The following is a 26,555-nucleotide window of genomic DNA, read 5'->3' on the forward strand; positions in this document are numbered from 1 at the left end:
ACTTAGGTATTATTATTAATAGTACGGAGTAAACACTCGTTAGAGAGCGCTTACAAAATAGAATTTATACGTATTTGATATTATGATAAGAGCGAAGAGCGGACGAATCTCTTTCACCTCCTTGATGTGATTACATCCGCTTCCATCCACTCATAATTCCAGCCATTGTTCATATCTTCCCGAAATCATCCGTTTAGTCTACATATCCTAATTCGGCATTGCCTTCGATTAATCGTGCCTGTAATTCAAGAATAGGAACTTCTGCTGTTGCACAGTTATGCATTACAGCCAGTGCTGCTGCGGCACCTGCCGCTTGGCCTATTGCCATACAACTTGGCGTCAGACGAGTCGTTGCTTGAGCTTCATGCGTCGTTGAAATGCATCTCCCAGCCAATAACAAATTCGTCGTATTCATTGGAACGATACTGCGATAAGGGATATCATACGCGCCGCCTTCTCGAATGAAATTAGCGGTGACGCCTTTACCTTCTGGATTATGAATATCAATCGGATAACCACTTCTGGCAATAACGTCATCGAATCTTTTGCCATCCAATACATCCGTACCGTTCAACACATATTTCCCGATAATCCGTCTTGCTTCCCTAATTCCAATCTGAGCGCCTACTGCTGACACGCTGGCTTTCTCAAATCCCGGAATAGACTTCCGGAAAAAAGCTTCTAGAAGGAGGACTTGCTTGCGCCCTTCAATCTCTGCCTTCGTCAATTCCTCACTATTCGTTGGATCTAGACCTGATACTCGGGTTACGTTCACAAGAACCTCATCCTCATTCGGTCCGCTAAAGAATAGAAGACCATCACGTTGAATAGGGAGATCCGCTTCTTTCCATTGACTGTAGAAGCCCATAACCCCTGTGAGTGGTATAAGATCCAGTTCTGAAATCAATGATTTCTCGTAGAATTCGGAAGGGTTATTCTGCATGTAGTCCTTGACCTTGTTCAGGTCGACGCCCCTCATGCGAAATTTCATCGTCATCGGTTGTACTTTCCCGTCGATATTCCCCTTCTCCCAAGGATCCCCTGCCATATAAGCGATATCTCCATCTCCGGTTGCATCGATATACACCTTTGCTTTGAGCTCCGAAATACCACTTTTATTGTACAAAGTTACACCACTTATACGGTTATCCTTCGTTTTGACATCTATAGCCGCTGTATGAAGTAGGATATCAGCCCCCGCTTCCTCGAGCATGTCACAAGCTAACACTTTGTACACCTCGGGATGATAAGGCGTCAAAGTATGAGTGAATCCGACGGTATCTCTTAAGTGACCTGGTGATGCGCCAAGAGCCATTAATCGATCTATAATTTCCTGGGCAATGCCCTTAATAACTTGCTCACCCACTGCCGAATGAAAGGTCATCCATGGATATACCATCGCTGCAGTAGACATACCACCAAGAAATCCGTAACGTTCTATAATGATCGTCTTGGCTCCGTTTCTCGCAGCACTAATGGCAGCCGTAATGCCCGCTGGTCCACCCCCAAGAACTGCTACATCATATTCTTTATGCAAATTAGACATCTGTTCGTTTCATTCCCTTCAATATGGGAGCGCTCCCACTATAGTCCAAAAGACGGACAGTTAACCTTCATGTCCATACTTCTTAGCTTTCCTGCTGTTAAGTTGTTCCTCGAATGATCAACTCATTATCAATGATAATATCCTTGGGTTCATTCACATCGAGATTACCGCGAAAAATATCCAACAATAGTCCGACCGCTTCTTTCCCAAGCCTTATCTTATCTTGTCGTACAGTTGTTAATGGCGGAGATGAGTACGCAGCTGCCTGAATATCATCATAACCTATGACCGAAATATCCTCTGGAACTCGAAAACCCCGTTCGAAGAGCGATTCCAACGCACCGAATGCCATCAGATCGTTTGCCGCAAATACAGCATCGAATCGAATATTTCTCTCCAGTAGAAGCTTCGTCTGTTGGCGTGCCTCTTCCTGATCTGCTCTACCATGGATAACTAGAGTTGGGTCATGCTCTACTCCAGCCTCAAGCAATGCTTGAATATACCCAGCAAATCTCTCATTCTCATGATAAGTATTCGTAAGACCTTGGATGTATACGATTCGGCGTCTGCCACATTGCAGCAGATGACTTGTTGCCTGGTAAGCCCCATGGCGATAATCGGAGGTAACACACGCAATCGGTAATGAATCATAGTTCCTTTTTCCAATTAGAACATAAGGTATCTTCTGTTCTCGGTAATACATCAAATACTCCTGCTGAATATGCTCACCCATGATGATGAGCCCATCCACCTTCCGCATCGTAGCGACCTTCTTCCAATAATCCCGGTCCGAGTCGCTACGGTTAGCTAATAAGAGCAGATCATAAGCATTAGCAATGGTGTCTGCTTGAATACCTTGAAGCGCCTCATAGAAAATATGATGACTCAAGAAATCCGGTTTCGGCCCAAACACCATAACCCCAATATTCCCTGTCTTGCCACCGGCCAGGCTTCTTGCTTGCGGATGAGGAACATAACCGGTCTGTTCAATAATCTCCAGCACTCTCTCCCGCACTTTCGGTTTCACTCCCGGTAAGCCATTAATTACACGGGATACAGTCCCTCTTGATACTCCCGCTAAACCTGCAACGGATTCCAATGTATGCTTCATTATCATCACCTATTGTGGGAGCGCTCCCATATATGTTATATTCATATTATCATGCATCAGCGCTTTTATGTCAACAAAAACAGGAAAACGCTCTCATTATAGGAGGTCTATATATTCAATGACAACCCAACAAACAGAAATACGCAGTATTGTAAACCGAACAGAATTAGAAGCCGTCTATGATATTCTAGGAAATGCCTTTCATGTTGGAAGGGACTTTTTTCAAATCCGGTTAGACCAAGATTCAACCTACGACATGTCTACTACCTGGATTGCTACACAACAAAACACTATTACTTCTACCGTCCAATTGTTCCCGATTATTAGCCGCGTTGATCATGCAGAAGTGAAAATCGGAGGATTAGGTAGCGTAGCCACCGTTCCTGAATACCAAGGACAGGGACAATGCCGACAAATTCTGAATACCCTCACACAATGGATGGAACAGGAGGAGTACGATCTCTCCTTACTATACGCTGTCATCACCCCATTTTATGAAAAACATGGTTGGAATATTGTCCCGGAACCTTTATACAATTTAAATGCCACATCCATCACGGCTAGTAACGATACGCATATCGAGGCCATTCCTTTCGATTCGTCCTACTGCGATGCCGTATCCGATATTTATGAACATTTTAACGATTCTAGAACTTATACAGCGATTAGATCCTCGGCTGTGTGGCAAGATCAGCTTCATTGGCCTAGATGGAAAGCCGCTGCCTGCTTATTAGCTGTACGAGATGGAGTCATTGTTGCCTACGGACTTATATCGGAAACAAAGGAAGGCGGAATTGCTCATCTAGAGGAGTTATGCTATCTCGAAGGCGAAGAAAATTCAGCCGTCCCTTTATTTCACGCATTGGTGCAACAGCGTCTTGATGCTACTTCCATTCAGGCAAGCCTTCCAGACGATCACGCTCTGGTCGAAGCATTCATCCAATGGGGCGCCGAGAAGAATACGATGAATTATGCGATGTGGAAAGTCATCCGATTTCACCCCTTACTCGCTAAGCTTACCTCTATTTTTCAAAAGAGACTGGGCAACAGTCCGGAGTATGCTCAAGAAAGCCTACCATTATGTTTGGAGTGTGTAGGACAAAAGGCATATATTCATTACCTGAATGGAGAAGTATCTATTGAGTCTGATGCACGAACAGGACTCGAGTATACTACCATCATATTAAGCCAAGAGAATTTCATATCTATGCTATTTCAAGGATATGATGGCTCTTCCAAGGAAGCATCACTCCATAGTGTGCTTGAGGTTCTTTTCCCGAACCAGAACTCTGTCTTCTATAATATGGATAAGTTTTAGATATCTATATTATAGCTCATATTTAAAAGCCTGTTCTAATGAACAGGCTTTTTCTATTCCGTCATTCTTATTTGTATTTCGCTGTTATTGCTGCTGCCGCTCTAACCTTATTAGGGTCAATGGGAGCAAGTGCATGTCCGTTTATGCGGACACCAGTACCCATATGAACTTGCGTAACATCAGTTTGAGAAATAAATTCATCCAATGAGGCTACGCTTAAGCCGCTCCCTGCCATAATTTCAATCGGTAGACTCATGCTCTGTTTCATTAACGCCTGGATCTCCGCTCTAGCATCCAGCACACTCGGCATCCCACCTGAAGTTAGCACACCCTTAATAACAGGATAACTTGCGAGTTCAAGAAGTGCAGATAGCTGATCCTCTAGCTCGTCAAAGGCACGATGAAATATAACCGCTGTCTGCCCCATTTCACGTAGAAGCATCTGTAGTGCTGAAGTGTCCAAACGCTTATCCGACGTCAAAGCCCCCAATACGACACCTGCTGCTCCTAGCTCACGAATACGCTCAATATCCCGAACCATGACGGCAAGATCATCCTCATCATAACAAAAGCTATTCGCGTGAGGCCGCACCATCACATGTACTGGAATAGTGACAGTGCGCAACACCTTCTCAATCAATCCAATGCTCGGCGTTACGCCACCTTCCATGATTCCTGAGATCAACTCAAGCCGATCCGCTCCATGCTCTTGTGCCAATACAGCATCCGCGACACTCGTCGCAATAACCTCTAATATCAAATCATTCACCTCAATCACCTATATGTACAATGCTATCCGGTTATCTTAGGCAATTATACAACAAAAAGAAGCCTTGCTATGCAAGACTTCCAATGATTTCGAGCTATAATGCGGTCGAAGGGATTTGAACCCTCACACCCAATGGGCACTACCACCTCAAGGTAGCGTGTCTGCCGTTCCACCACGACCGCGCACAATATTTTTAACAACACAATATATACTACATGGATACCGATTAAAAGTAAAGGGAAGACCACATTATCAGATGGTACCCTTCTCTATTCACCGAAATCTCATTTCTCTAAATGGTGGTTTCTTCTGTAATTTGTAAATTCAATATATTCCCTAATAAAGTCCTCTTCTCGCTCGCTTAATTCGGAAGTTGTACGTTGTAGCAGTCGATGCTTGTCTAATATGTATATACCTTGTTCTTCTTTCAACCTGTCATTCTGAGGGTCTTTCCCCACGATGAGCCAATCCAAACTAACATCGAAATACTCACCTATCTCTATTAACTTATGGGTACTCGGTGTGGACTTCCCTCTCTTCCAATCACCTAGATTCCCAGTACTAATTCCTAGTTCTTCGCAAAATAACTTCTTTGTCATTTTCTTATTCTTAATAAGAAATTCAATACGTTCGTAAATAGTCTGCATCTTATGACCGCCTTCCAACGTTGTTAAAAATAAAATGACGCATATCAGTATTTTATATTGATAAATGACGTAATCACGCATATAATAATTATTATATTCTTTTTGAATTATATCACAAAATTCCCAACTATTTAGACATGAACCATTTAAGTTACAGGGGAGAGGATAGTTATGCCTAATGATATAGCAACACTCCATAACGAAGTTATTCATTCATTACAGATAAGCGTCATAGCCATCGATTCGGCAGGATATATCATCGCTATAAATAAAGCTTGGGAGCAATTGTCAGCTTACCATAATATCCCCTCACACTTCCAATGGCTTGGTGTTAATTTTTTTCAAATCTGCGATACTCTTTCGCGTACACAAGAACATGACAGCACGATCATGAATTCATTTCAGTGTATTCTCAACGGCCACAAGCATTCACTGACTTATGACTTTAGCATGATCTTGAACCATACAACCGAATGGCTCACGTTAGTGGCTTATCCACTTTTTAAGGATGAAACGAATTTTATTAAGGGTGCTGTTATATCCGTCAGTAATATTACCCCAAGAAAACAAATGGAACTTGATTTCCATGAAGCTCTTTCACAGATCCGCACGCTACGTGGTCTCATCCCCATCTGTGCTGTCTGTAAACGAATCAAGGATGATGATTTATGGAATGATATTGAATGTTTCTTAGAGAAGCATACTTACGCAGAATTCACCCATGATATATGTCCAGATTGTATTCGTCGTCTATACCCTAAATACTCTTCCGTATTAGATCGCCCACCCGAATCATAACGCACCATGCCTAAGTGAACATGATGTTATCCTTTTCATTTCCTAGCCTCATTGACAATAATAGTTGTCAGGAATATAGTTGTTATAACAACTATAAAAAGGATGTGTTTACTCTGTTTAGATTTCCTTCCCCCGAACAGTCCATCGGATTCAAATACGCACATATTTTTCGTAAGATCAGCACCTTATTTGCTAATAGACTCAGACCCTATGACATCACCCCTGAACAGTGGGCCGTCCTATATCAAGTATGCCATGAGGAAGGAATTAACCAGAAAGAAATTGCACTCCGTACGGATAAAGATCAGCCCACAGTGACGCGTATCTTAGATGTTCTAGATAAGAAGAAGCTAATAACAAGACAAATGAACCCGACCGATCGCAGGGCCTTTTTGATCTGCGCAACTGATTCAGCTAAGACACTCATCTTAGATACACTTCCTCTGGAGTTAGGGCTGAATGACAAGTTGGTATCTGGGATCACAGATGAGCAGCTACAATCTCTACAACAAATCATGCAACAAATCCAACATAATATCGATAAAACACAACAAGAATAGGAGTCTTTAAAAGAATGGAAATCAACCGAGATAAACTCTGGACAAGAGAATTCGTGATGCTTACTGTATGTAACTTATTATTATTTCTAAATTTACAGATGATCATATCACCACTGCCTGCTTATGTTAAAGATCATTTCCATGCGAGTGATCTAACCGTTAGTCTGTTCACGACTCTCTTTGCTCTATCCGCCATCGCTTCACGTCTATTCTCCGCCAAGGCACTAGAGAAAGGTAAAAGAAACACTATCCTTTTCACAGGACTTATTCTCATTACACTTGCTACTTTCGGATATTTATGGAGTGGAACGGTAGCGATGCTACTACTTATGCGTATTCTATTTGGAATCGGCTTCGGAATGGGAAGTACGACGTTGCCGACGATGGCCTCCGGTGTCATTCCAAACAGACGATTAGGAGAAGGTTTGGGTTATTTCGGGTTATCCACTAGTGTTGCGCTATCTCTAGGTCCAGTAATCGGAAGTACCTTATTAGGACAAAGTGGGTTCACTACGTTAGTGTACGCTACCTTGGCAACAAGCCTATTGATTTTCCCATTGATCTATCCCATCACTAAAAAGGTTCAGCCTCCTGTTATACCTCCTAAGGAACTCTCAGCGGCACCTCAAAAAACAGGTTTCAATAAAAAACTAATACTTCCAAGTATACTTAACATGCTCATGTCCATCACCTATGGCGGTTTATTGAGCTTTTTGATTTTATTTGGCAAAGAGGTTCATCTCGCAAATGCATCATTATTCTTCTTATTTAATGTTATTTCGGTTATTATCGTCCGTCCGATATCAGGTAAACTCTATGACCGCAAAGGTCATATTGTACTGCTCATTCCAGCAGCCCTGTTTCTAATGACCGGGCTCATCCTACTTTCTTATTCAACTTCTACCATTTCTCTTGCAGTGGCAGCCTTATTCTATGGCGTTGGTTTCGGTACAGCACAGCCTACAATCCAGACATGGATGATTCAATCGGTCACACCACAGCAGCAAGGAATGGCCAATAGTATGTATTTCAACTCGCTTGATCTTGGGGTAGCAATCGGAGCACTATCTCTAGGACAAATTGCTTCCCACTCAAGTTATGCTGTCATGTACCGGTATTCATCTATATTCCTTGTGTTATTCATTGTGCTCTATGCCGTCTATATGGTGAAGGGGTTCAAGCGTGATTCTCATTTGGTACAATCACGTCAATGAGAAAAGAATCAGGTATCAAAAAACCACTCCCTATTCAGAACTTAACATTCTGATAGAGAGTGGTTTTAACAATCCGTAAAAAACCTAATCATAATGCGCTCATATGCCAGTGCGACTATAATATTGCGACATGCACATTAAAAAGCTGCTCAAGATTCGATCAGAACACTTGAGCAGCCTGTTTGTATTTCTTTCATAATTCTTTCATTGCTCTATGTTACACTTCGAATCAAAGTAACGCGAAAAGGCAAACTTCATGTCGAATGTTTGTCATTTCACGGTGCTTCACATTCAAGGAGGCAGATTATGAAAAGAGTTATTAATTTTTTTGTTGTATTCACCTTACTTACTTCTTTATTGGCCGGATTGCCTATTCAACCAAAAGCAGCTGCGGCTACACCCACTGATGCATACGGCATTAAGGAAGCCCCCTTTTCATTAGCACCAAATGCGTTCACTTTTCCGGATAATGGGTCTATCGAAAACATTAATATGATTGAAGCAGATGATACTAACAATCTGTATGTAATCGCTAATGAAGTCTACGTCAATGAAAGAGATATTTTCCATTTTACAACAGATGGAAATTTTCTAGGTCGCTTAATCACTCGTGATCAGTTAGCCGCTCAATTGACAGGAGCCAGCTGGAATACAAGCGGGGTAGCACCTACTATTGAGCCAGTTAAGATGGCTTTTTCCAAAGAAGGTCAAAATCGATATCTATATATTGTGTTGAAAGCTAAGAATGCAGGTTATCCGATGATTAAGCTCGACGTATCTACAAATAAAGTTGTCGAGGATAATCTGCATGTATTTACGACCGGACCTTCGTGGATGCAAAAGGGTAAGGACGGCATCATCTATATTTCCACGCGGGCAGGGCAGCAATACTCTATCTTGAACACAACAGCCGCCCCTTCTCCAGTTACAACCGTTAATACGTTATTGAATGAGAAAATTTCTAGCATCGTATCTACAGGAGATGGCAAATATCTTGTCATGGGAGGAGCTTCGAACGATGATGCTTATGTTTGCAATGAGCCAGATCTGACGACTTGCACTCCGCTTGATACAAATAACAGAAATTCCAATCCTGCTGCCTCTGAAAATGGTCAATTTAGTGCATTTAGGGGAAAAGTTGACGGGGATAACTACCTTTTTCTCAATGAAAACGACAAGATTAAGCTGGAAGATGGTAATTCACTTGACTCAGCCTCTATCGAATTTACGAATAATGGAGATTTGATCGTAGGCTTAAGAAAGGACATAACCCTCTATACCTATAACCATACTGAACGAACCTACACCTATGCGAACCTTTTAAACCGTTATCGAGGAGAAGCTTATCAAGATGAAGATGTTCAAATGATTGCAAATCCGGATAATGGCCACTTTTTTGTTGTTGATCGAAGTACCCGTATGCTTGATGAATTCGACGAACAAGGCATTTATATACGAAGCAAAACTTTTTTGAAAGAAGTAAGTAGTGTGGCTTATCACGAAGGGTACTTTTTTACCACCTTTGATGAGAATGAGAGCGAACCTAATATGGACATTATATCTGCTGATGATTTCTCTCTTCTAAAGACGGTCTTGATCAATCCAAATGAAATCCTATGGACGCCAAACGGGCAGCTTATGGCCCTTTATGAGAACAAACTAGAACAATATTCGTGGAATGCCGCAAACAAAGAGTTGGTAATAGAGTATACTTATCCGGTAGGCGGATTTGGCCTGAATATGCATGGCGATGGAGAACAGATTACTTTTACTGAAATAGATAGCCAAAATATGTATAGGCTGAATCCTACTACGCATCATTACGTAGATACAACATACCCGCTTGACTATAACTCAGGTGTTATGGATAGCTCAGGTTTTCTAATCTATGAGGATTGGGGAATGTTATCCATCGTTGAACCGAATTATGGGGCAGTTTATCAAGACCCAAATAGGTATTATTCTGATTTCTGGAGCTATTACTCAGAGGATACCTATCTCATTCCCAAAAAGGTTTATGACCCTTCTTCTAACATATATAAAATGATTCCTGTTCTCGTGCAGATGACTACACCGGATTCGAACCATGAGGCTTCATTTACAACGGTCACTGAAACCCAGCAGTCTTTTGCTACGCCTGTCACGGGTACGATATTAGACTTAGAAATTAACTTTCCCTTTAACGGAACAAAGTTAAATGAAATTCAAATCACAGACTTATACCCCCATAAAAAAATATTTTTCACGGGTCATCCTGAGACTGGAATGCTTGTGTACGGTGAGCCTGATGCCATTCATCATGCCGTAATCGGCAGTGAAGTTGGCAAAAGAATGGCTGTTATCCAGTTTTCAAATATCGAACATTCATGGAATAAAGGAACAATGCAGCTTATCTTTTTTGAGGAAACTGGGGAAATTGTCGTGCAGGCTGAAGCTCATCAGCCAACCCCTTACATGGAAATATATACTTATAGTCAAGATGGTAATGATGGCACCCGTTCATTCCCGTCAGGTGCAGCAACAAGCATACATCTTATGAATGATTCATTTAAATCTTCGCTCCGCGGCAGATCGTATATTCCTATCTTATTGAAAACGGGAAATACACTTATAGCTCCTGTACTGAGCTCTACAGTAGATAAAGTGCTCTACGAAGCAAATGAGGATGAAGTCATTTTCGAGTGGACAAATTCCAATGACTCTGCCAACTTTGACAAACAGTATTTGCTACTTTCTACTGATCCTAACTTTATCACCTATCAACAGCTGGATGTGACGGGTGAGACCAGCCACAATCTGAGTGCCTCACCGTTGATACCGGGTATACCTTACTACTGGAAGGTGCTGGCGGTGAATACAGCAACAGCAGAAATTGCAATGTCGGCTACTCAACAACTTGCCTTTAAGAATTGGGTAGTTGATCTAGCAATCAGTAGTACAACCTATGCCGCAGCACCTGCACAAGTGACACTAGACACTTTAAAGCTCAATTTTTTCAAGAAGGTTGGCGTTGCTGTTAGCACCTCCCCGAATCCAACTGTAGAGGATGAGATGCTTGTTATTACTGCCCCTTATCAAGCAGTAATGAACGATACGATTAATGGACTACAGCCGGATACTGTATACTATGCTAGAGCTTTTGCTACAGATGGCACTCAGACCCGATACAGCCAGCAGGTTTCGTTCACAACAGAAAAATTTGAGTATTCGTTACAACTGGCTAACGTTAACTTTTCACCTACGGTAACCGCTGCTGTTTATTCAGCAACCATTCCCTATGAAGTATCCGTAACGAAGGCTACTTATGATCAAACAAAAGGTATTACCTCGGCAGAGCTATGGGTCGAAGGTTCTCCATATGCCTGGGGAACAGATATTCCACTACAAGTTGGGCTGAATACGATAGCATCTCGCTTTACAGACGCTGAGGGTACTCACGATTCTACTGTGCTTGTAACAAGGGAAGCCGCACGAGTTGTTGTCACTCCGCCAACAACTAGTCCTGCTCCACCCCCTAGTCATGCTCCAACAACTAGCATTAGTCCAACAACTAGCATTAGTCCAACGACTACAGTTGATATTTGGATCAATGGCGATGGCGTCAATGCTACTAATCTTAATGGAGAATGGAAGATTATATCCTCCAGAGAAGAAAAAAACATTAAGCTGGAGATCTCACAAAAAGCTTGGACAGAGCTATTTATTCCTCAAGGCTTTGTACAGCTGGAGCATCAGGGGATTGAATATCGCTTCCCTGTCGAGAATGTCATTACAGATCAAATCAAGCAGCAGTTGGAGCTCTCGGAAGATACGAAATATTCTGTCGTATTGCATCTGCAGGTTGATGAACAAAGCATTCAATCCGGCTCGCTGCCAGCAGGGGTAGTCAGCAATGGAAAGCTCATTAAGCTCAAGCTGGAAGTCCAAGCAGGAAAGAAATCAGCAGCTGTTGACCGCTTTAATCGCTTTGCACAGCTTCGTTTCCCTATTGATCAGACAGATCTAACAACCGCTGTTCGTCTGGATGAGAAAGGAATTGTCCATATTCCGACCAAGTTCATCACGGAGAATGGCCAAAACTTTGCTGAGCTAAGTCTCATTAGCAATGGCAGCTTCACAATGATTCAATACTCGAAGAGCTTTAAAGACATTCAAGGTCATTGGGCAGAGAAACAAATTCAAGAGCTCGCAAACCGCCGTGTAGTCGATGGATTTACGAATGGAAGCTTTCAGCCAAATCAATCTATTACGAGAGCACAGCTTGCTGCTCTGACAGCGAGAGCTTTAGGATTAGGCGAAATCAGCTACACAAACCGATTTAAGGATGTCAGTCCAGAAGCCTGGTATGCTAATGAGCTGGAGGCAGCGATCACATTTGACTTATTACAAGGTTATCCTGATGGTAGCTTCCAAGGAGACAGCTTAGTCACTCGTGAGCAAGCCATTATCGTTCTTAATCGTATCGCCAAATTGACAGGTATCCGTGTTAAAGAAGATGCTGCACTTTCTGCCCTGACCTCCTTCGAGGATGCCAGTCAAATTTCTTCTTGGGCACAAGCAGATGTTGGAGCAGCAATCTCATCTGGAATCATTCATGGTCGTAGCAATGGACAAGTTGCTCCACAGGAATGGATGACTAGAGCTGAGTTATCTGCGATTTTATATCGCTGGCTATTGCATACAGATCGCCAATCCTAACATTTTTCAAGTATACAAAAAGCACCGAGAATCTCGGTGCTTTTTGCTTGCTATTACTATTGCAATGACTATAGTCATGATCCAGTTCATTCATATTTATCGTCCTCTTACTTCTTATTTCTAGATTTGAAAACTACAATTATTCCTCCAATACAAATTCCAACAATAGCCCAACCAGCAATAAACAATACCGAATCCATGGTGCATACCCCTCTCAATTGTAGATGTACAACATAATATCTTACTATTATCTTAACATGGTTGGATTGGCAACACTAAACTGAGACACATGCCCTTAATGAACTAATAAGAATGAACTCCTGAAGTAAATTGTATACTCTTATGTTCATCTTAAATGGTATAATTTTTCGTTTTTTTAGTTTTTCGATATATTCCTTAGCCTTGGCTTTGTCTACAGAAGCCTTCAAATTATCGAAGCGACCGAATATGCTCTTTATATTTTTCTACAAACGTATCCCAATGCTGATGTTTATCAAATAAGTTTTGTTTTAAGATGTTCGAGTTCATATCTCTATTCTAACAAAACATATAAATTCTTATAAATCAAAAAAACCACTCCCTTTTTCAGAATTTAGTGTCCTGAAAAGTTAGTAGTCTACTGAATCAGAATCGTATGCAGATATGCACACTAACTAATTCACCTTGTCAAATCCGTAAAAAACCTAATCATAATGCGGTCGGAGGGATTTGAACCCTCACACCCAATGGGCACTACCACCTCAAGGTAGCGTGTCTGCCGTTCCACCACGACCGCAAATAATAAAAGTGAAAATGGTGAGCCATGAAGGATTCGAACCTTCGACACCCTGATTAAAAGTCAGGTGCTCTACCAACTGAGCTAATGGCTCTCGGTGACTACACAATGCTGTGTGCCATACATGAAAACTAAATTCATTAATATAAATGGTGACCCGTAGGGGACTCGAACCCCTGTTACCTCCGTGAAAGGGAGGTGTCTTAACCACTTGACCAACGGGCCATAATGCATCACTTCTTGTGACAACAAAAATGATTATAACAAAATTATAATCACATGACAAGCTTTTTTTCTCAACGCTATTCAATACTGTCAGACATCTTTTACGATTCTAAAAGAAAGAACAGGCGCCCGTTCTCCCGACTAGAGAGAGTAGGTGCCTGTTGTAAGTTCTGTACTATTTCGGTGATTAGTCAATGAAGTTTGAAACTTATAACATTTTTATCATTACACTTGATGCCTGTGCTCGTGTCACCACACCTTGAGGATCAAACTTACCGTTTCCTATTCCGTCCATGATGTTAGCATTAAACATAGTTTCAATATCTGAGACGAACATCTTGCTCATCAGGTTTGCATCTTTAAAGACATCTTCCATCTTACGTTCAGATTGTTTAACATTCATGATACCAAGTCTCTGGAGCAACATCATTATAAGACTTCCTCAAAGAAAATAACTTGAAAAGGACCAAGTGGGAGTCTATCCACTTGGTCTTAAAAGTTCGTGCTTTATATTATACAAGATCTAACTTTCGTTCCTATGTTATTCCGTCACGATATCATAGATAAGTACAGGTGGTTCGGCATGATCGCCAATTCGAATATTCTCATAAATTTTTGCCATAACGTCGTCCACATCTTCACGGTTAGCATGTATGGTTACCAATGACTCTCCCACTTTTACAGAATCACCAATTTTTTTGTTCAACATAAGTCCAACAGCTAAATCAATGACAGAATCTTTCGTCGCCCGACCAGCACCTAACAACATAGCAGCAGTACCAATCTCATCAGCTACAATTTCAGCTACAACGCCTTTTTCTTTAGCAGGCACTTCGATTAGATATTTCGCTTGTGGTAATTTCTCTGGATGATCCACCACCGAAGAATCGCCGCCTTGGTTTGCGATGAAATCTTTGAATTTATTCAAAGCCTTACCGTTTCTAATAACTTCTCTTAGCATTTCTTCGGCTTCTTCAAGCGAGCTTGCTTTATTCGCTAAGAACACCATTTGGCGACCCAGTGCAAGGCAAAGTTCTTCCAAGTCTTTAGGTCCATTTCCTTGTAACGTATCAATGGCTTCTTTCACTTCGAGTGCGTTACCAATAGCGAAACCAAGCGGTTGGCTCATATCAGATATGACTGCCATGGTTTTACGACCTACATTGTTCCCAATACTTACCATGGCATGTGCTAGTTCCTTGGCATCATCTACGCTCTTCATAAATGCGCCTGCCCCTGTCTTCACATCGAGTACAATTGCATCAGATCCAGCGGCAATTTTCTTGCTCATAATAGAGCTGGCGATAAGGGCTATTGAATCGACCGTCGCGGTTACGTCACGTAGTGCATATAACTTTTTATCCGCAGGGGTAAGATTGCCTGATTGGCCGATGACCGCAATTTTATCCTTGTTGACCAAATTCACGAATTCTTTATTACTAATTTCTACATGGAATCCTTCAATGGCCTCCAATTTATCGATCGTGCCCCCAGTATGACCTAATCCACGACCTGACATCTTCGCAACAGGGATATCCAGTGCTGCAACAAGAGGCGCCAGCACTAGTGTAGTCGTATCGCCTACCCCGCCTGTAGAATGCTTATCAACCTTTACTCCTTCAATGGCTGACAAATCAATTGTATCCCCAGAATTCACCATGGCCATCGTCAAATCAGCCCGTTCCCGCGCCGTCATATCTTGGAAAAAGATAGCCATCGCCAAGGCACTAACTTGGTAATCTGGAATCTCATCTTTCGTATAGCCCTCAATAATGAAATTAATTTCTTCCGTCGTTAGTTCTTTTCCATCACGTTTTTTTGCAATAAGATCAACCATTCTCATTATATATGCTCCTCACTTTTCGCTATTTATTATAGATTCTAATTACAGAGAAATAACCGTATCAAGAGCTACTTCCATCATGTCATTGAAAGTACTTTGTCGCTCTTCTGCTGTTGTCTCTTCCCCAGTCAATAAGTGGTCACTCACGGTTAAAATGGTTAGGGCATTAACACCATACTTCGCAGCAAGTGTGTATAAAGCGGTAGTTTCCATTTCCACGGCCAAGATTCCGTGATCCATTAGTTTTTGAGTAAACGTTTTGTCATCACGATAAAAGATATCTGAGCTGAAGATGTTACCTACATGCATCTTTAAGCCTTTGGCTAAACCATGTTCATACGCCGCCTTTAAAAGTGCAAAGCTCGCAATCGGCGAAAAGTCATATCCGCCAAAAGTATGGTGATTCATGCTGGAATCTGTACATGAAGCTTGCGCTAATATGACTTCACGAACGTGAACACTCTCCTGCATGGCGCCACATGTACCCACGCGAACCAAGTTCTTTACACCATATTCTTGAATTAATTCGTTGACGTATATACTGATCGAAGGAATCCCCATCCCTGATCCCTGCACGGATATTCGCTGACCTTGATAAGTACCAGTATACCCCAGCATACCTCGAACCTGATTGTAACAAATGACATCTTCCAAGTACGTCTCTGCAATATACTTGGCCCGTAGAGGATCTCCTGGTAATAGTACTGTTTCTGCAATTTCATCTTGTTTGGCTCCAATATGTGTACTCATTCGTGTATGTCTCCCTTCTACTTCATGACTTCAAATCGGATAAAAAGCTCGTACCATACTCTGGCATGTTAACTTCAAAGTTCTCAGCAATAGTTGCACCAATATCCGCAAATGTTTTGCATATAGGTAGTGCCTGACCGCCTTGTGTAAATCGTGGAGAATAGATCAATAGCGGAACATATTCACGAGTATGGTCCGTTCCTCGATAGGTTGGATCATTACCATGATCAGCTGTGATAATCAGCAGGTCATTCTCTGTCATCTTGTCGAATACTTCCGGTAAGCGAGTATCATAATCTTCTAATGCTTGCCCATAGCCTTTAGGATCCCGGCGATGTCCAAATAACGCATCAAAATCTACTAAATTTATGAAGCTGAGCCCATGAAACGATTCATCTAAAGTCGCAATAAATTTATCCATGCCATCTGAATTTGAAACCGTACGTACGGTTTGAGTCACCCCTTCGCCGTCAAAAATATCTGAAATTTTCCCTAGCGCAATGACATCAAGACCTGCATCTTTTAATGAATTCATGACTGTGGGACTAAAAGGTTTCAACGCATAGTCATGACGGTTGGAAGTGCGCTTGAACTCGCCCACTTCACCAATAAAGGGCCTCGCAATGATTCTACCCAGCATATACGGATCTTCTAATGTAATTTCTCGGCAGAATTCACAAATCTCATATAATTCCTTTAAGGGTACGACGTCTTCATGGGCCGCGATTTGCAACACCGAATCAGCAGAAGTATAGACAATTAAAGCACCTGTCTTGACATGCTCTTCTCCAAGTTCTTCAATAATCTCTGTTCCGCTGGCTGGCTTGTTTCCAATAACTTTACGGCCCGTTTTCTCTTCAATCCGAGTAATTAATTCATCTGGGAAACCATTCTCGAACACGCGAAAAGGAGTACCAATATATAAGCCCATCATTTCCCAGTGTCCAGTCATTGTATCTTTGCCGCTGGACGCCTCCTGCATCTTCGTATAATAAGCAAGTGGTTGATCGGCCTTAGGTATGCCTTCAATTTCCTTAATATTAGATAGACCGAGTTTAGCCATATTGGGCATATCCAGCCCTCCACATTCGCGGGCAATATGTCCAAAAGTATCAACATCAAAATCACCGAATTGAGCAGCGTCTGGTGCTTCTCCAATCCCTACCGAGTCCATAACAAGCAGGTGAATCCGTTTAAATGGTGTCATATGAATTGATTCCTTCCTTTCGTAAAGTTACTTTCATCCTATTTAATAAATATTCCGGCCACGGTTGCAGAAAGGACACTAACTAAGGTTGCACCGTACAGTAATTTCAGACCAAAACGAGCCACAACATTCCCTTGTTTCTCACTCAGACCTTTTACTGCACCAGAGATAATACCGATGGACGAGAAATTCGCAAACGAGACAAGGAACACAGATATAATCCCAACTGTTCGTGAGGATAGATCGGAGTACTTACCAAGCTCAAGCATGGCAACGAACTCATTGGATACCATTTTAGTCGCCATAATGCTTCCAGCATCAACTGCTTCTTTCCATGGAACACCCATAATAAAAGCGAAGGGCGCAAAGACGTAACCGAGTAACTGTTGAAATGACACTCCGAATATACCACTAAATAGCCCATTAATCATTGCGATGATAGCCACGAAACCAATCAACATCGCTGCCACCACAATGGCAACTTTGAAGCCGTCCATGATGTATTCACCAAGCATCTCGAAAAATGATTGTTTCTCTTCTTCCTGTACTTGCAGTATATCCTCCTCTTTCTCGACGATATAAGGGTTTAGAATAGAAGTAATTATAAACCCACCAAACAAGTTAAGAACAAGTGCCGTTACTACATATCTAGGTTCTAGAACCTGCATATATGATCCAACAATGGACATGGATACAGTAGACATAGCGGATGCACATAATGTATAGAGCCGGTGTTTCGGTAACAAATTGATTTGTTTTTTAACAGATATAAACACTTCAGATTGTCCAAGAACAGCAGATGCAACCGCATTGTACGACTCCAATTTCCCCATTCCATTCACCTTGCTAAGAACAAGACCAATGTATTTAATAACAAAGGGTAAAATTTTGAAATACTGCAAGATCCCAATAAGCGCTGAGATAAATACAATCGGCAATAACACCGCTAAAAAGAATGTGAATTGTCCTTCGTTGAGAATTCCACCGAATACAAAGTTAACTCCTTCTGCAGCGTACTCCATTAATTTCTCGAATACGCCTGAAATCCCTTTAATAACGACAGATCCAACAACTGTATTTAATAACACAGCGGCCAAAATGACCTGTAAAATAACCATGACGATCAACGGTCGATAACGAATTTTCCTTTTATCGTTGCTCACGAGGTAAGTGAGTCCAAAAACAATTAATATGCCCAATATCATAATTAAATATTTCATCGTTGCTGCTCCTAGTAGTCAATTAATTTCTGATTCATCGAGCCGACATGAAACGCTTACATCTCATTCAAATTTTTAAAGTTTATACCTATTTATTTATTATTTAAATCAGTAGACCGAAAAGCTCCTGGTAAAAGTTGAGCCATAGTCCATTCCTCTGTGTTTCCATGGAGATTGGTTAGATATATCTTTGTATTGTCATCACAAAATTCTGCTAATACTTGACGACAGGCACCACAAGGTGAAACAGGGCCTTCCGTATCCGCTACCACAGCAATGGCTTCGATAATATGTTCTCCTTCTGAGACTGCTTTAAAAATAGCTGTTCGTTCTGCGCAATTAGTTAACCCAAAAGAAGCATTCTCAATATTACATCCTGTATAAATCCGCTTGTTACCCGTCAATAAAGCAGCTCCAACTGCAAAATGGGAATAAGGGATATGAGCATGCTTACGCGCTTCTATGGCTTCTTTAATCAACTGATCTTTCATAGTCATTTCCCCTTTGTGGTTACCCCATAATGGGGTAACACTGAATTAAAAGAATAATTAGTACGACGAGGTTGATTGCTCACCTTCCATTATTTTCACGCCTGAACTAGCACCGATTCTAGTTGCACCTGCCGCTATCATTTTTTCCATATCTTCGAGACTGCGAATGGCTCCGGAAGCTTTAACTCCGATATTTTCACCAACGGTTTGACGCATAAGGGCTACATCTTCCGCAGTTGCTCCTCCAGTAGAGAATCCTGTTGATGTTTTAACAAAGTCAGTACCCGCTTTGACCGATAGTTGACAAGCAACTTTCTTTTCTTCATCTGTTAAGATACAAGCTTCAATAATTACTTTTACAAGTGCCTTCCCAGCTGCTGCATCAACAACTGCTTTTATATCTTGTTCAACATAATCATGATCGCCGTCTTTCAAAGCGCCTATGTTAATGACCATATCAACCTCTGTCGCACCATTCTCAATGGCATTTTTTGCTTCAAAAGCTTTGGTAGCACTAGTGCTTGCCCCAAGCGGAAATCCGATTACCGTACACACCTTCACTTGGGTATTAGCCAACTGTTCAGCCGCGTAAGATACCCATGTTGGGTTCACACATACGGATGCAAATTCATATTTTTTCGCTTCTTCTGTTAATTTTGTAATCTCATTTTTAGTTGCGTCTGCACGTAAAAGCGTATGATCGATCATTCTAGCTAAGTTAATCATTTCAACATCACCCTTCTCTTATACGATTCCTTAATTACATGTTTACAATAACACGTGCGTGAACAAATGTAAACACAAGTAAGAAATTATGTTCATGTGTGTTTTCGATCTTTATTCTTCAGAAAATGGCTCATATTATACCTTACCCGAAACTTACTCAAAATATAAAAAAAAGTCTTCAAAGCCAATATGAAATTGGCATTAAAGACTCTTTCTCACCTAATCTTAATCAGATCATTGCTCTGTTTTATCTTAACAAAGCTTGTGCAGTAAATTGATCAGTAATTAATATATTCGCGTACTTACCTGCAAGCGCAGCTTGAATAGCTTCAATTTTACGCTGCCCTCCCGCAATAAGAATAGACTTTTCCTTTTTTCTCAATTCGGATAGATCAATTCCTACCGTACGGTTATTGATTACTTCACTACATATTTTTCCTTCCACATCGAAGAACCGAGAACATATATCCCCAGCGCCCGTATGCCGAAGCAATTCCTGCTCTTCTTTATTAAAATAACCAAGTCTGAAGAGAAGCGCATCTTCTTGTACAGTTCCAACCGTAAAAGCAGCGATATTCGCTTGTTTACCTAATTCAATGATACGCCCAATATGGCGATCTTCCTCTACCATTTTTTTCACCTCGACACTATCGAAAATAACTGGTAATGGTAAGTAACGCGCAATGGTCTGAAATGCATCTGCAAATAAGTTCACGATTTCAGCAGCATACGTATTCACTTGGGAATGGCTTACGCCACCCTTTAATTGGACCACTTCCACGCCTCTTAGTGTTTTAGATTGCAAATGAAGAGCTACCGCATGCATGGTGGTGCCCCAAGTCACACCAATAATATCGCCATCCTGCACGATTTCGTGAATAAATTCAGCCGCTTTTTTACTGATATGTTTTTTAATTTCTTCATAATCATTGAGTGGTGAATAACATAACTGAACCGTATCTAATTGGTATTGTTTCTTTAGCTCGCTGGCTAAAATATTCAAGTCTTCACGGGGATCAATAATATCAATTCTCACATATCCTTGATCCTTCGCATGCTGTAATAATCTAGAAACCGTAGGTCGAGATAAACCCAATACGGTAGCAATCTGTTGCTGACTATAATCAGATTGATAATAAAGCCTTGCCGCTTCAATACTCAAACGTTGTTTCTCACTATCCATTATTACTCAACTCACTTATTTTATTTATCCCACTATGTAACCTTTTATTATACATATATCCCTACGCAATATCTAATATTTCATTTAAACCTTCTATTTAATAACTGGGTCTTTCACGCCCCCCACCATCTTAAGGACCAATAGGTCTAGCCGCGATGCAGTTAGGTTGTGCGGGTATGTCCATCGGAATAGGCTTCCTTGGCTGTGATACTTCCCCCGAACATTTTCACCTACATCGGTCTGATTAAGAGACGAATGGCCCGAAGCATGAATATTCATGTCCCGCAAATTTCATTGAGATACCTTCAATTCTGTTTTCCTTTTGAATTCTCATAAGATTCATGATGCATGTGCTACCTTCTGGGTTTCAGAAAATTAGGTATTATGGCTTTCTCAGCAACGCCAACCGGAAAACCAAACTGCTGAAATGTTTACGTATGATTCGTACACCGATTAAACCCAAAGTAAAGTTGACGGCGAAGGAACTTATTTTCAAATTAACTGGTGCGGATATTTCGCTTTGTCCCTCCTGTGGAGGAACTTGGTGTCAGATATTGACGTTGACTCCGGGCGATGGGTAAACGCGATCAATAGCATACTTTTTCTACGATGCCTAATCTGGGGAGGGGGAAGATATGTTTTCATCCGTGAATGAACGAGCTGACCTCAGCTGTTTGAAAATGAAGTCTCATATATTGTCCCATATTAGAAGATGGAGTATCCGACCTCACTGAATTGACTTACAAATTCACTTGTATTGTTACCTTCATAATCCAGTTTAAATCCTTTCCAAATCTTCTCTCAACATGTACATAGTACACATCTAAAGCTTTTATATCTCGAAAAACATCCGTTTTATATATTGTGAATTTAGTCTTATATTCTCCTTTTGGAGTAGGAATCGAAAAACCCACTATATCCGCATCAAAATCTAAATGTTCTGTTATACTTTCGTGTAACATTTCATATGACTCCCACCAATCGCCTATAGCTCCTGGTGTATAGTATCCTTCATCTTCTATAAAACTAATATTCCCTGAACCATCAACGATTGGATATATGTAATGATCAGCTAGTTCATCTTTCAGTCTCACTATATCAAGTTCTACAAGAAATCTGTTCTCATCGTATGGAGTAATTTTGCCTTCTATTTGAATATCATTTGAACTAATTGAAGGAGAAAGATTATTGTAATAGACAATTGATACCACAATAAGTAGTACTAATACACAAGTACCTAAGTAAATTATTGTTTCTTTCATTTTTCATCCTTTCGGATATTTCACCTAACTACTAATCTACGCATTCGTTTATCAATCTTATACAGCTGGAAGAGCGAATTCGCTTAATCTTCCTTCCATAAGATGATAGATGAAGCTTTCCAGTATAACAAAAAAGGGAACCCAGATAGGTCCCCTTGTCAATTCATATATGATCGGCTAAAAATATGGCGGAGAGAGTGGGATTCGAACCCACGCACCGCTTACGCAGTCTAACCCCTTAGCAGAGGGTCCCCTTATAGCCACTTGGGTATCTCTCCACAAAATAATGGCTCCCCGAACAGGACTCGAACCTGTGACAACTCGATTAACAGTCGAGTGCTCTACCAACTGAGCTATCAGGGAACAACAAATTAGAATTACAATACTTAATATATCATTCTGAATGACTTCAGTCAAGGTGAGATCACCAAAGATAAGCGCAGATCACCTCTACATTTCCCACATCGGTAACGCTTGGGGTCCACCTTTCGCTTACGGAGATATTCCATTTCACATTGACTACATGTCAACTTATATCGATACGGTAGAGTCTTTCTAGCTTTTGTTCCAGGAAGTGCCTGACAGAATCTACTCCCCCCAACTTGCTGTAACAATTGTTTAAACTCCGGATCACGATGTCGGTATCCTCTTCCTCTCAGATGGAGATGATAGTGGCATAATTCATGCTTGATGATTCTTTCCACCTCTTCATTTCCATAGTTATCGAGTTGATGGGGATTAATCTCTATGTTATGTCCCTTGAGGAAATATCGTCCTCCCGTAGTCGTTAATCGCCCATTGAACATCGCTTGATGTAAGAATGGCATTCCGAAACAACGGTTTGAGATGTCCTCCACCCATACCTGTAATTCCTCATTGGTCATCATTTCTGTCATAGTTCTCCAACGATTCCTTCCTAAATATGCTAGGCATGTTCCCATCACCTTATCAAGAGATGCTACATGCTACTTGAATTTTAACTTCACCATAGGCTACACTGTCAAGTATACTGATTGAATAAACAAAGTCATATCACAGCTTTTGTTCATCCATTACATAAAGATATCAAGGGGGATTCCTACACACTATGGCAAAGATGAGATACGTCATTTTACAACTACAACATGAACTTCAGTTCGTGGAAATGCCTACAGATTATGCTTATCAACTAAGCGCACTTAATCTGCGTCTTAATAAAGAGATCGCCAAACTGACTGCTGCAAATGTTCCTACATTACCGTTAGCTGTAGCTGAATGCGACGCTCTTGATCTTTTGCAAGAACAATATAAGATTCAAGGTGGGTTGGACTACATCAACGAATTGGAGACATCCTTTGCCAGCATTGATGAGAAGAGTTATCCTCTCATTTCACTGCTTACGGAAATCCGTGCTCTTCAAGCGCAACTAGAACAATGGTACGAAGAAGAGATGGAGTAATCTTAAATGCGAGTTCAAAAGATGACTTTTTGAATTTCCTCTTTTAAATGAGACCTGCACACTCTGGGCTGCTCCTCCATATGCTAACGATACATATGGAATGCACGAGGAGGAGATACCCTTGCCGCAGTGGCTGTGCAATCAATTAATGCGTGCTTTCAACAAAAGAGACCGACGTCAGATAAAACTACTCAATGATTGCTGGTTTTTCTACCGTAACTCTCCAGGTAACAAAAGTAATACATCTTCATAAGTTTCATTAGATCATCATTGTAGCCCCAATCCTCGTCACCCCTAAGGGATAACGAAGCTTGGGGCTATAATATACTAAGATCGAATTATTGATCCTTATGTGGGTTCTTCATCGTAAGTCCGACGCGACCCTTTTTCTCATCTATATTCAGTACCCATACCGTCACATTATCACCAACAGAGACAACATCCATAGGATGTTTAACATATCCATTACTTAGCTGTGAGATGTGTACTAATCCATCATTCTTAATTCCGATATCCACAAAAGCTCCGAAGTCGATCACATTACGTACTGTCCCCTGCATCTCCATCCCTGGTGTTAAGTCTTCCATCTTCAATACATCTGTACGGAAAATAGGAAGGGGAAGCTCCTCACGAGGATCGCGCCCTGGTCGTTGTAAGCTTTCTATAATGTCACGCAACGTAGGTACACCAACATTAAGGTTGGTCGCTAAGCTCACAACATCCTGCTGTTCCAATAGTTGGCTGAGTTCTTGGCTTCCAAGCTTCTCTAATCCCACATTTAATTCACCGAACAATTTATCTACGACTGGATAGGATTCTGGATGGATGGGGGTACGATCAAGAATATGCTCCCCTTCTGAAATTCTCATAAACCCTATACATTGCTCATATGTCTTTGCACCTAGACGTGGGACTTTTTGCAACTGCTTGCGCGTAATGAATTTCCCGTTCTCTTCTCGATACTTCACGATATTCTTAGCCGTGGTAGCATTTACGCCAGCTACGTAGGACAGGAGCGATGGCGAAGCCGTGTTTACATCTACTCCCACGTGGTTAACTGCTGACTCCACAACTGCCTTAAGACTCTCTTCCAAGTGTTTCGGACTAACATCATGTTGGTACTGACCCACACCAATAGCCTTGGGGTCAATCTTAACTAGCTCTGCTAAAGGATCCTGAATACGGCGAGCAATGGATACGGCGCTGCGTTCAGAAACATCCAAATCCGGGAATTCTTCTTGTGCCAGCTTCGATGCAGAGTACACACTAGCACCCGCTTCATTGACAATAAGATATGCCAGCTCCTGATCTTTCAGATCACTAATGACTTCAGCAACGAACTGTTCTGTCTCTCTAGAAGCAGTTCCGTTCCCAACAACAATCAATTGAATCTTATACTTCGTGATCAACTCGCGGAATTTCTCTGCCGCTTCCCTCACCTTATTATGCGGAGGGGTTGGGTAGGTAACAGCCACTTCAAGTAGCTTGCCAGTATCATCTACCACTGCCAACTTACATCCTGTCCGGAAGGCTGGATCTACGCCCAATACACAGCGGCCCTTCACTGGCGCTTGTAACAGCAAGCTACGTAAGTTACCAGAGAAGATAGATATCGCTTGATTCTCACCCTTCTCCGTCAATTCAGCACGAATCTCCCGCTCAATAGAAGGTGAAATTAGGCGCTTATACGAATCTTCAATAACGGATTCCAGTATCTTCTTAACGCAAGAATCACCTTTAATGACTTGGGACCCCATAAATGTGTGAATGGATTCAGCTGGCACATCAAGGCCCACTTTAAGCACATTCTCTTTTTCACCACGATTGATAGCCAGTATACGGTGTGGAGGCATTTTCTTAGCAAGCTCTTTATAACTGTAATAGTTCTCATATACCGACTCTTGCTCCGAATCCTTGGCTTCTGAAACCAACAATCCATGGTCCATACTATATCGACGTACCCACGCACGGATAACGGCTTCATCTGCCATATTCTCAGCTAGAATATCCATAGCACCTTGGATCGCATTCTCAGGCGTATCTACACCCTTGTCTACATCTACATATTTCGTTGCTTCCTTATCTAGATCCCCTTGCTTGGGCTGATCCCATATCCATATCGCCAAAGGCTCCAAACCTTTTTCCTTTGCCATACTAGCCCGAGTTTTGCGCTTTTGCCGATATGGACGATACAGATCTTCCACTTCCTGCAGCTTACTAGCTTGTACAATAGCTGCCTTTAATTCAACGGTTAGTTTATCTTGCTCATGTATAATTCGTATGACTTCTCGCTTACGCTCTTCTAAGTTCCGCAAGTAACCCACACGTTCTTCAATATCTCGTAGTTGAGTCTCATCTAGTTCACCCGTCATCTCTTTACGGTAACGCGCAATGAACGGGATGGTATTCCCTTCATCAAGTAATCCTACGGTTGTACGAACTTGCTTCAATAAGATTCCTAGTTCTTTAGCGGTTTGTTTCACAATACGTTCTTGTTCTTCCACTTTCATCGCTACTTCATTTGTCTCTATAACAACCTCATGCTCTGACAATGGTATCCCTCTTTCCAAATACGGTATGTATCATATTATCACAAACTTTCGCTCATATTTCCAGTTAACCGATCCTAAACACAATAATGGTGGATCGGAAGGGAGTTTATACTTTCTTATATTTTTAAAAAAAAGGACATATTCAGCAGTTATAAACTGAACATATCCTTTCACATAAGCGATTGTTTAGCCCTGTCTCACTTGGCTTGCCATCCGCTACAT

23 protein-coding genes, 6 tRNA genes and 1 pseudogene are annotated in these 26,555 nt (G+C 41.4%); 8 read left to right on the plus strand and 22 right to left on the minus strand.

Features of this window, described 5'->3' with window-relative positions:
- Positions 1–193: 193 nt before the first annotated feature.
- Both ACP8HI_RS17235 and ACP8HI_RS17240 read right to left on the minus strand, forming a co-directional pair.
- Positions 194–1,546, minus strand: a complete 1,353-nt coding sequence (locus tag ACP8HI_RS17235; protein WP_438347429.1) for an FAD-dependent oxidoreductase — start codon at positions 1,544–1,546, stop codon at positions 194–196.
- A 97-nt stretch (positions 1,547–1,643) separates the two neighbouring features.
- Positions 1,644–2,657 (minus strand): LacI family DNA-binding transcriptional regulator, encoded by a 1,014-nt coding sequence (locus ACP8HI_RS17240; RefSeq protein ID WP_438347430.1) that lies wholly within the window; start codon positions 2,655–2,657, stop codon positions 1,644–1,646.
- 118 nt (positions 2,658–2,775) lie between these two features.
- Here ACP8HI_RS17240 and ACP8HI_RS17245 point away from each other — a divergent pair, with 118 nt between their 5' ends.
- Positions 2,776–3,975: a GNAT family N-acetyltransferase gene (locus ACP8HI_RS17245; RefSeq protein WP_438347431.1), complete on the plus strand. Its 1,200-nt coding sequence runs from the start codon at positions 2,776–2,778 to the stop codon at positions 3,973–3,975.
- 67 nt (positions 3,976–4,042) lie between these two features.
- On the opposite strand, the gene ACP8HI_RS17250 is transcribed toward ACP8HI_RS17245, so the two are convergent.
- From ACP8HI_RS17250 to ACP8HI_RS17260, 3 genes are all read right to left on the minus strand, one after another.
- Positions 4,043–4,744 (minus strand): copper homeostasis protein CutC, encoded by a 702-nt coding sequence (locus ACP8HI_RS17250; RefSeq protein WP_438347432.1) that lies wholly within the window; start codon positions 4,742–4,744, stop codon positions 4,043–4,045.
- A gap of 100 nt (positions 4,745–4,844) precedes the next feature.
- Positions 4,845–4,926 (minus strand) — tRNA-Leu (locus ACP8HI_RS17255).
- A gap of 102 nt (positions 4,927–5,028) precedes the next feature.
- Entirely contained in the window at positions 5,029–5,391 is a 363-nt protein-coding gene (locus tag ACP8HI_RS17260; RefSeq protein ID WP_438347433.1) for a helix-turn-helix domain-containing protein, read from the minus strand.
- 171 nt (positions 5,392–5,562) lie between these two features.
- Between ACP8HI_RS17260 and ACP8HI_RS17265 the strand changes: the two genes are divergently transcribed.
- The 4 genes from ACP8HI_RS17265 (at position 5,563) to ACP8HI_RS17280 (ending at position 12,661) form a co-directional block, all read left to right on the plus strand.
- Positions 5,563–6,189, plus strand: a complete 627-nt coding sequence (locus tag ACP8HI_RS17265; RefSeq protein WP_438347434.1) for a PAS domain-containing protein — start codon at positions 5,563–5,565, stop codon at positions 6,187–6,189.
- A gap of 104 nt (positions 6,190–6,293) precedes the next feature.
- Positions 6,294–6,749, plus strand: a complete 456-nt coding sequence (locus ACP8HI_RS17270) for a MarR family winged helix-turn-helix transcriptional regulator (RefSeq protein WP_438347435.1) — start codon at positions 6,294–6,296, stop codon at positions 6,747–6,749.
- A 14-nt stretch (positions 6,750–6,763) separates the two neighbouring features.
- Positions 6,764–7,963 (plus strand): MFS transporter, encoded by a 1,200-nt coding sequence (locus ACP8HI_RS17275; protein WP_438347436.1) that lies wholly within the window; start codon positions 6,764–6,766, stop codon positions 7,961–7,963.
- Between the two features lie 306 nt (positions 7,964–8,269).
- Entirely contained in the window at positions 8,270–12,661 is a 4,392-nt protein-coding gene (locus ACP8HI_RS17280) for an S-layer homology domain-containing protein (protein ID WP_438347437.1), read from the plus strand.
- Positions 12,662–13,354: 693 nt separating this feature from the next.
- Here the strand turns inward: ACP8HI_RS17280 and ACP8HI_RS17285 are convergent.
- The 12 genes from ACP8HI_RS17285 to ACP8HI_RS17340 all read right to left on the minus strand — a co-directional run bounded on the left by ACP8HI_RS17285 (position 13,355) and on the right by ACP8HI_RS17340 (position 21,360).
- Positions 13,355–13,436 (minus strand) — tRNA-Leu (locus ACP8HI_RS17285).
- Positions 13,437–13,454: 18 nt separating this feature from the next.
- Positions 13,455–13,530: transfer RNA gene (locus tag ACP8HI_RS17290), tRNA-Lys, on the minus strand.
- Positions 13,531–13,586: 56 nt separating this feature from the next.
- A tRNA-Glu gene (locus tag ACP8HI_RS17295) sits at positions 13,587–13,661 on the minus strand.
- A gap of 208 nt (positions 13,662–13,869) precedes the next feature.
- On the minus strand, positions 13,870–14,091 hold the full coding sequence (locus ACP8HI_RS17300; protein ID WP_438347438.1) for an S-layer homology domain-containing protein: 222 nt from the start codon (positions 14,089–14,091) through the stop codon (positions 13,870–13,872).
- A 111-nt stretch (positions 14,092–14,202) separates the two neighbouring features.
- On the minus strand, positions 14,203–15,504 hold the full coding sequence (locus ACP8HI_RS17305; RefSeq protein ID WP_438347439.1) for a pyrimidine-nucleoside phosphorylase: 1,302 nt from the start codon (positions 15,502–15,504) through the stop codon (positions 14,203–14,205).
- A gap of 42 nt (positions 15,505–15,546) precedes the next feature.
- The gene (gene deoD / locus ACP8HI_RS17310; protein ID WP_438347440.1) at positions 15,547–16,254 is read right to left on the minus strand and encodes a purine-nucleoside phosphorylase; all 708 of its coding nucleotides are present in this window, start codon (positions 16,252–16,254) and stop codon (positions 15,547–15,549) included.
- A gap of 22 nt (positions 16,255–16,276) precedes the next feature.
- Positions 16,277–17,461, minus strand: coding sequence for a phosphopentomutase (gene deoB / locus ACP8HI_RS17315; RefSeq protein WP_438347441.1), 1,185 nt, complete (start codon positions 17,459–17,461; stop codon positions 16,277–16,279).
- A gap of 38 nt (positions 17,462–17,499) precedes the next feature.
- The gene (locus ACP8HI_RS17320) at positions 17,500–18,681 is read right to left on the minus strand and encodes a NupC/NupG family nucleoside CNT transporter (RefSeq protein WP_438347442.1); all 1,182 of its coding nucleotides are present in this window, start codon (positions 18,679–18,681) and stop codon (positions 17,500–17,502) included.
- A gap of 92 nt (positions 18,682–18,773) precedes the next feature.
- A complete protein-coding gene (locus ACP8HI_RS17325) occupies positions 18,774–19,172 on the minus strand; it encodes a cytidine deaminase (RefSeq protein WP_438347443.1) in 399 nt (132 codons plus the stop codon).
- 57 nt (positions 19,173–19,229) lie between these two features.
- Positions 19,230–19,895: a deoxyribose-phosphate aldolase gene (gene deoC / locus ACP8HI_RS17330; RefSeq protein ID WP_438351875.1), complete on the minus strand. Its 666-nt coding sequence runs from the start codon at positions 19,893–19,895 to the stop codon at positions 19,230–19,232.
- 250 nt (positions 19,896–20,145) lie between these two features.
- Positions 20,146–21,081: a sugar-binding transcriptional regulator gene (locus tag ACP8HI_RS17335; RefSeq protein WP_438347444.1), complete on the minus strand. Its 936-nt coding sequence runs from the start codon at positions 21,079–21,081 to the stop codon at positions 20,146–20,148.
- 93 nt (positions 21,082–21,174) lie between these two features.
- On the minus strand, positions 21,175–21,360 hold the full coding sequence (locus ACP8HI_RS17340) for a hypothetical protein (protein ID WP_438347445.1): 186 nt from the start codon (positions 21,358–21,360) through the stop codon (positions 21,175–21,177).
- 56 nt (positions 21,361–21,416) lie between these two features.
- On the opposite strand from ACP8HI_RS17340, the pseudogene ACP8HI_RS17345 reads away from it, so the two are divergent.
- Positions 21,417–21,662: pseudogene (locus tag ACP8HI_RS17345) on the plus strand (transposase); the annotation flags it as partial.
- Positions 21,663–21,821: 159 nt separating this feature from the next.
- Here ACP8HI_RS17345 and ACP8HI_RS17350 read toward each other — a convergent pair.
- The 4 genes from ACP8HI_RS17350 to ACP8HI_RS17365 form a co-directional block, all read right to left on the minus strand.
- On the minus strand, positions 21,822–22,343 hold the full coding sequence (locus tag ACP8HI_RS17350; RefSeq protein ID WP_438347446.1) for a hypothetical protein: 522 nt from the start codon (positions 22,341–22,343) through the stop codon (positions 21,822–21,824).
- 186 nt (positions 22,344–22,529) lie between these two features.
- Positions 22,530–22,621, minus strand: a tRNA-Ser gene (locus ACP8HI_RS17355).
- A gap of 9 nt (positions 22,622–22,630) precedes the next feature.
- A tRNA-Asn gene (locus ACP8HI_RS17360) sits at positions 22,631–22,706 on the minus strand.
- A 50-nt stretch (positions 22,707–22,756) separates the two neighbouring features.
- Positions 22,757–23,227 (minus strand): SprT family protein, encoded by a 471-nt coding sequence (locus ACP8HI_RS17365; RefSeq protein ID WP_438351876.1) that lies wholly within the window; start codon positions 23,225–23,227, stop codon positions 22,757–22,759.
- A gap of 203 nt (positions 23,228–23,430) precedes the next feature.
- Between ACP8HI_RS17365 and ACP8HI_RS17370 the strand changes: the two genes are divergently transcribed.
- The gene (locus ACP8HI_RS17370) at positions 23,431–23,781 is read left to right on the plus strand and encodes a hydrolase/acyltransferase (protein ID WP_438347447.1); all 351 of its coding nucleotides are present in this window, start codon (positions 23,431–23,433) and stop codon (positions 23,779–23,781) included.
- Between the two features lie 121 nt (positions 23,782–23,902).
- A complete protein-coding gene (cmpA, locus tag ACP8HI_RS17375) occupies positions 23,903–24,034 on the plus strand; it encodes a cortex morphogenetic protein CmpA (protein ID WP_438347448.1) in 132 nt (43 codons plus the stop codon).
- Positions 24,035–24,119: 85 nt separating this feature from the next.
- Here cmpA and ACP8HI_RS17380 read toward each other — a convergent pair whose 3' ends face one another.
- Positions 24,120–26,291, minus strand: coding sequence for a Tex family protein (locus tag ACP8HI_RS17380; RefSeq protein WP_438351877.1), 2,172 nt, complete (start codon positions 26,289–26,291; stop codon positions 24,120–24,122).
- Between the last annotated feature and the right edge of the window lie 264 nt (positions 26,292–26,555).

It is taken from the genome of Paenibacillus sp. FA6 (assembly GCF_051550225.1).
Taxonomy (GTDB): Bacteria; Bacillota; Bacilli; order Paenibacillales; family Paenibacillaceae; genus Paenibacillus_AQ.

Excerpts from the sequence above, each read along its gene's own strand:
- ACP8HI_RS17235 (WP_438347429.1), bottom strand. The coding sequence starts at position 1,546 with ATGTCTAATTTGCATAAAGAATATGATGTAGCAGTTCTTGGGGGTGGA.
- ACP8HI_RS17240 (WP_438347430.1), bottom strand. The coding sequence starts at position 2,657 with ATGAAGCATACATTGGAATCCGTTGCAGGTTTAGCGGGAGTATCAAGA.
- ACP8HI_RS17245 (WP_438347431.1), top strand. The coding sequence starts at position 2,776 with ATGACAACCCAACAAACAGAAATACGCAGTATTGTAAACCGAACAGAA.
- ACP8HI_RS17260 (WP_438347433.1), bottom strand. The coding sequence starts at position 5,391 with ATGCAGACTATTTACGAACGTATTGAATTTCTTATTAAGAATAAGAAA.
- ACP8HI_RS17265 (WP_438347434.1), top strand. The coding sequence starts at position 5,563 with ATGCCTAATGATATAGCAACACTCCATAACGAAGTTATTCATTCATTA.
- ACP8HI_RS17275 (WP_438347436.1), top strand. The coding sequence starts at position 6,764 with ATGGAAATCAACCGAGATAAACTCTGGACAAGAGAATTCGTGATGCTT.
- ACP8HI_RS17280 (WP_438347437.1), top strand. The coding sequence starts at position 8,270 with ATGAAAAGAGTTATTAATTTTTTTGTTGTATTCACCTTACTTACTTCT.
- ACP8HI_RS17300 (WP_438347438.1), bottom strand. The coding sequence starts at position 14,091 with ATGATGTTGCTCCAGAGACTTGGTATCATGAATGTTAAACAATCTGAA.
- ACP8HI_RS17305 (WP_438347439.1), bottom strand. The coding sequence starts at position 15,504 with ATGAGAATGGTTGATCTTATTGCAAAAAAACGTGATGGAAAAGAACTA.
- deoD (WP_438347440.1), bottom strand. The coding sequence starts at position 16,254 with ATGAGTACACATATTGGAGCCAAACAAGATGAAATTGCAGAAACAGTA.
- deoB (WP_438347441.1), bottom strand. The coding sequence starts at position 17,461 with ATGACACCATTTAAACGGATTCACCTGCTTGTTATGGACTCGGTAGGG.
- ACP8HI_RS17320 (WP_438347442.1), bottom strand. The coding sequence starts at position 18,681 with ATGAAATATTTAATTATGATATTGGGCATATTAATTGTTTTTGGACTC.
- ACP8HI_RS17325 (WP_438347443.1), bottom strand. The coding sequence starts at position 19,172 with ATGAAAGATCAGTTGATTAAAGAAGCCATAGAAGCGCGTAAGCATGCT.
- ACP8HI_RS17335 (WP_438347444.1), bottom strand. The coding sequence starts at position 21,081 with ATGGATAGTGAGAAACAACGTTTGAGTATTGAAGCGGCAAGGCTTTAT.
- ACP8HI_RS17340 (WP_438347445.1), bottom strand. The coding sequence starts at position 21,360 with ATGAATATTCATGCTTCGGGCCATTCGTCTCTTAATCAGACCGATGTA.
- ACP8HI_RS17350 (WP_438347446.1), bottom strand. The coding sequence starts at position 22,343 with ATGAAAGAAACAATAATTTACTTAGGTACTTGTGTATTAGTACTACTT.
- ACP8HI_RS17365 (WP_438351876.1), bottom strand. The coding sequence starts at position 23,227 with ATGACCAATGAGGAATTACAGGTATGGGTGGAGGACATCTCAAACCGT.
- ACP8HI_RS17370 (WP_438347447.1), top strand. The coding sequence starts at position 23,431 with ATGGCAAAGATGAGATACGTCATTTTACAACTACAACATGAACTTCAG.
- ACP8HI_RS17380 (WP_438351877.1), bottom strand. The coding sequence starts at position 26,291 with ATGAAAGTGGAAGAACAAGAACGTATTGTGAAACAAACCGCTAAAGAA.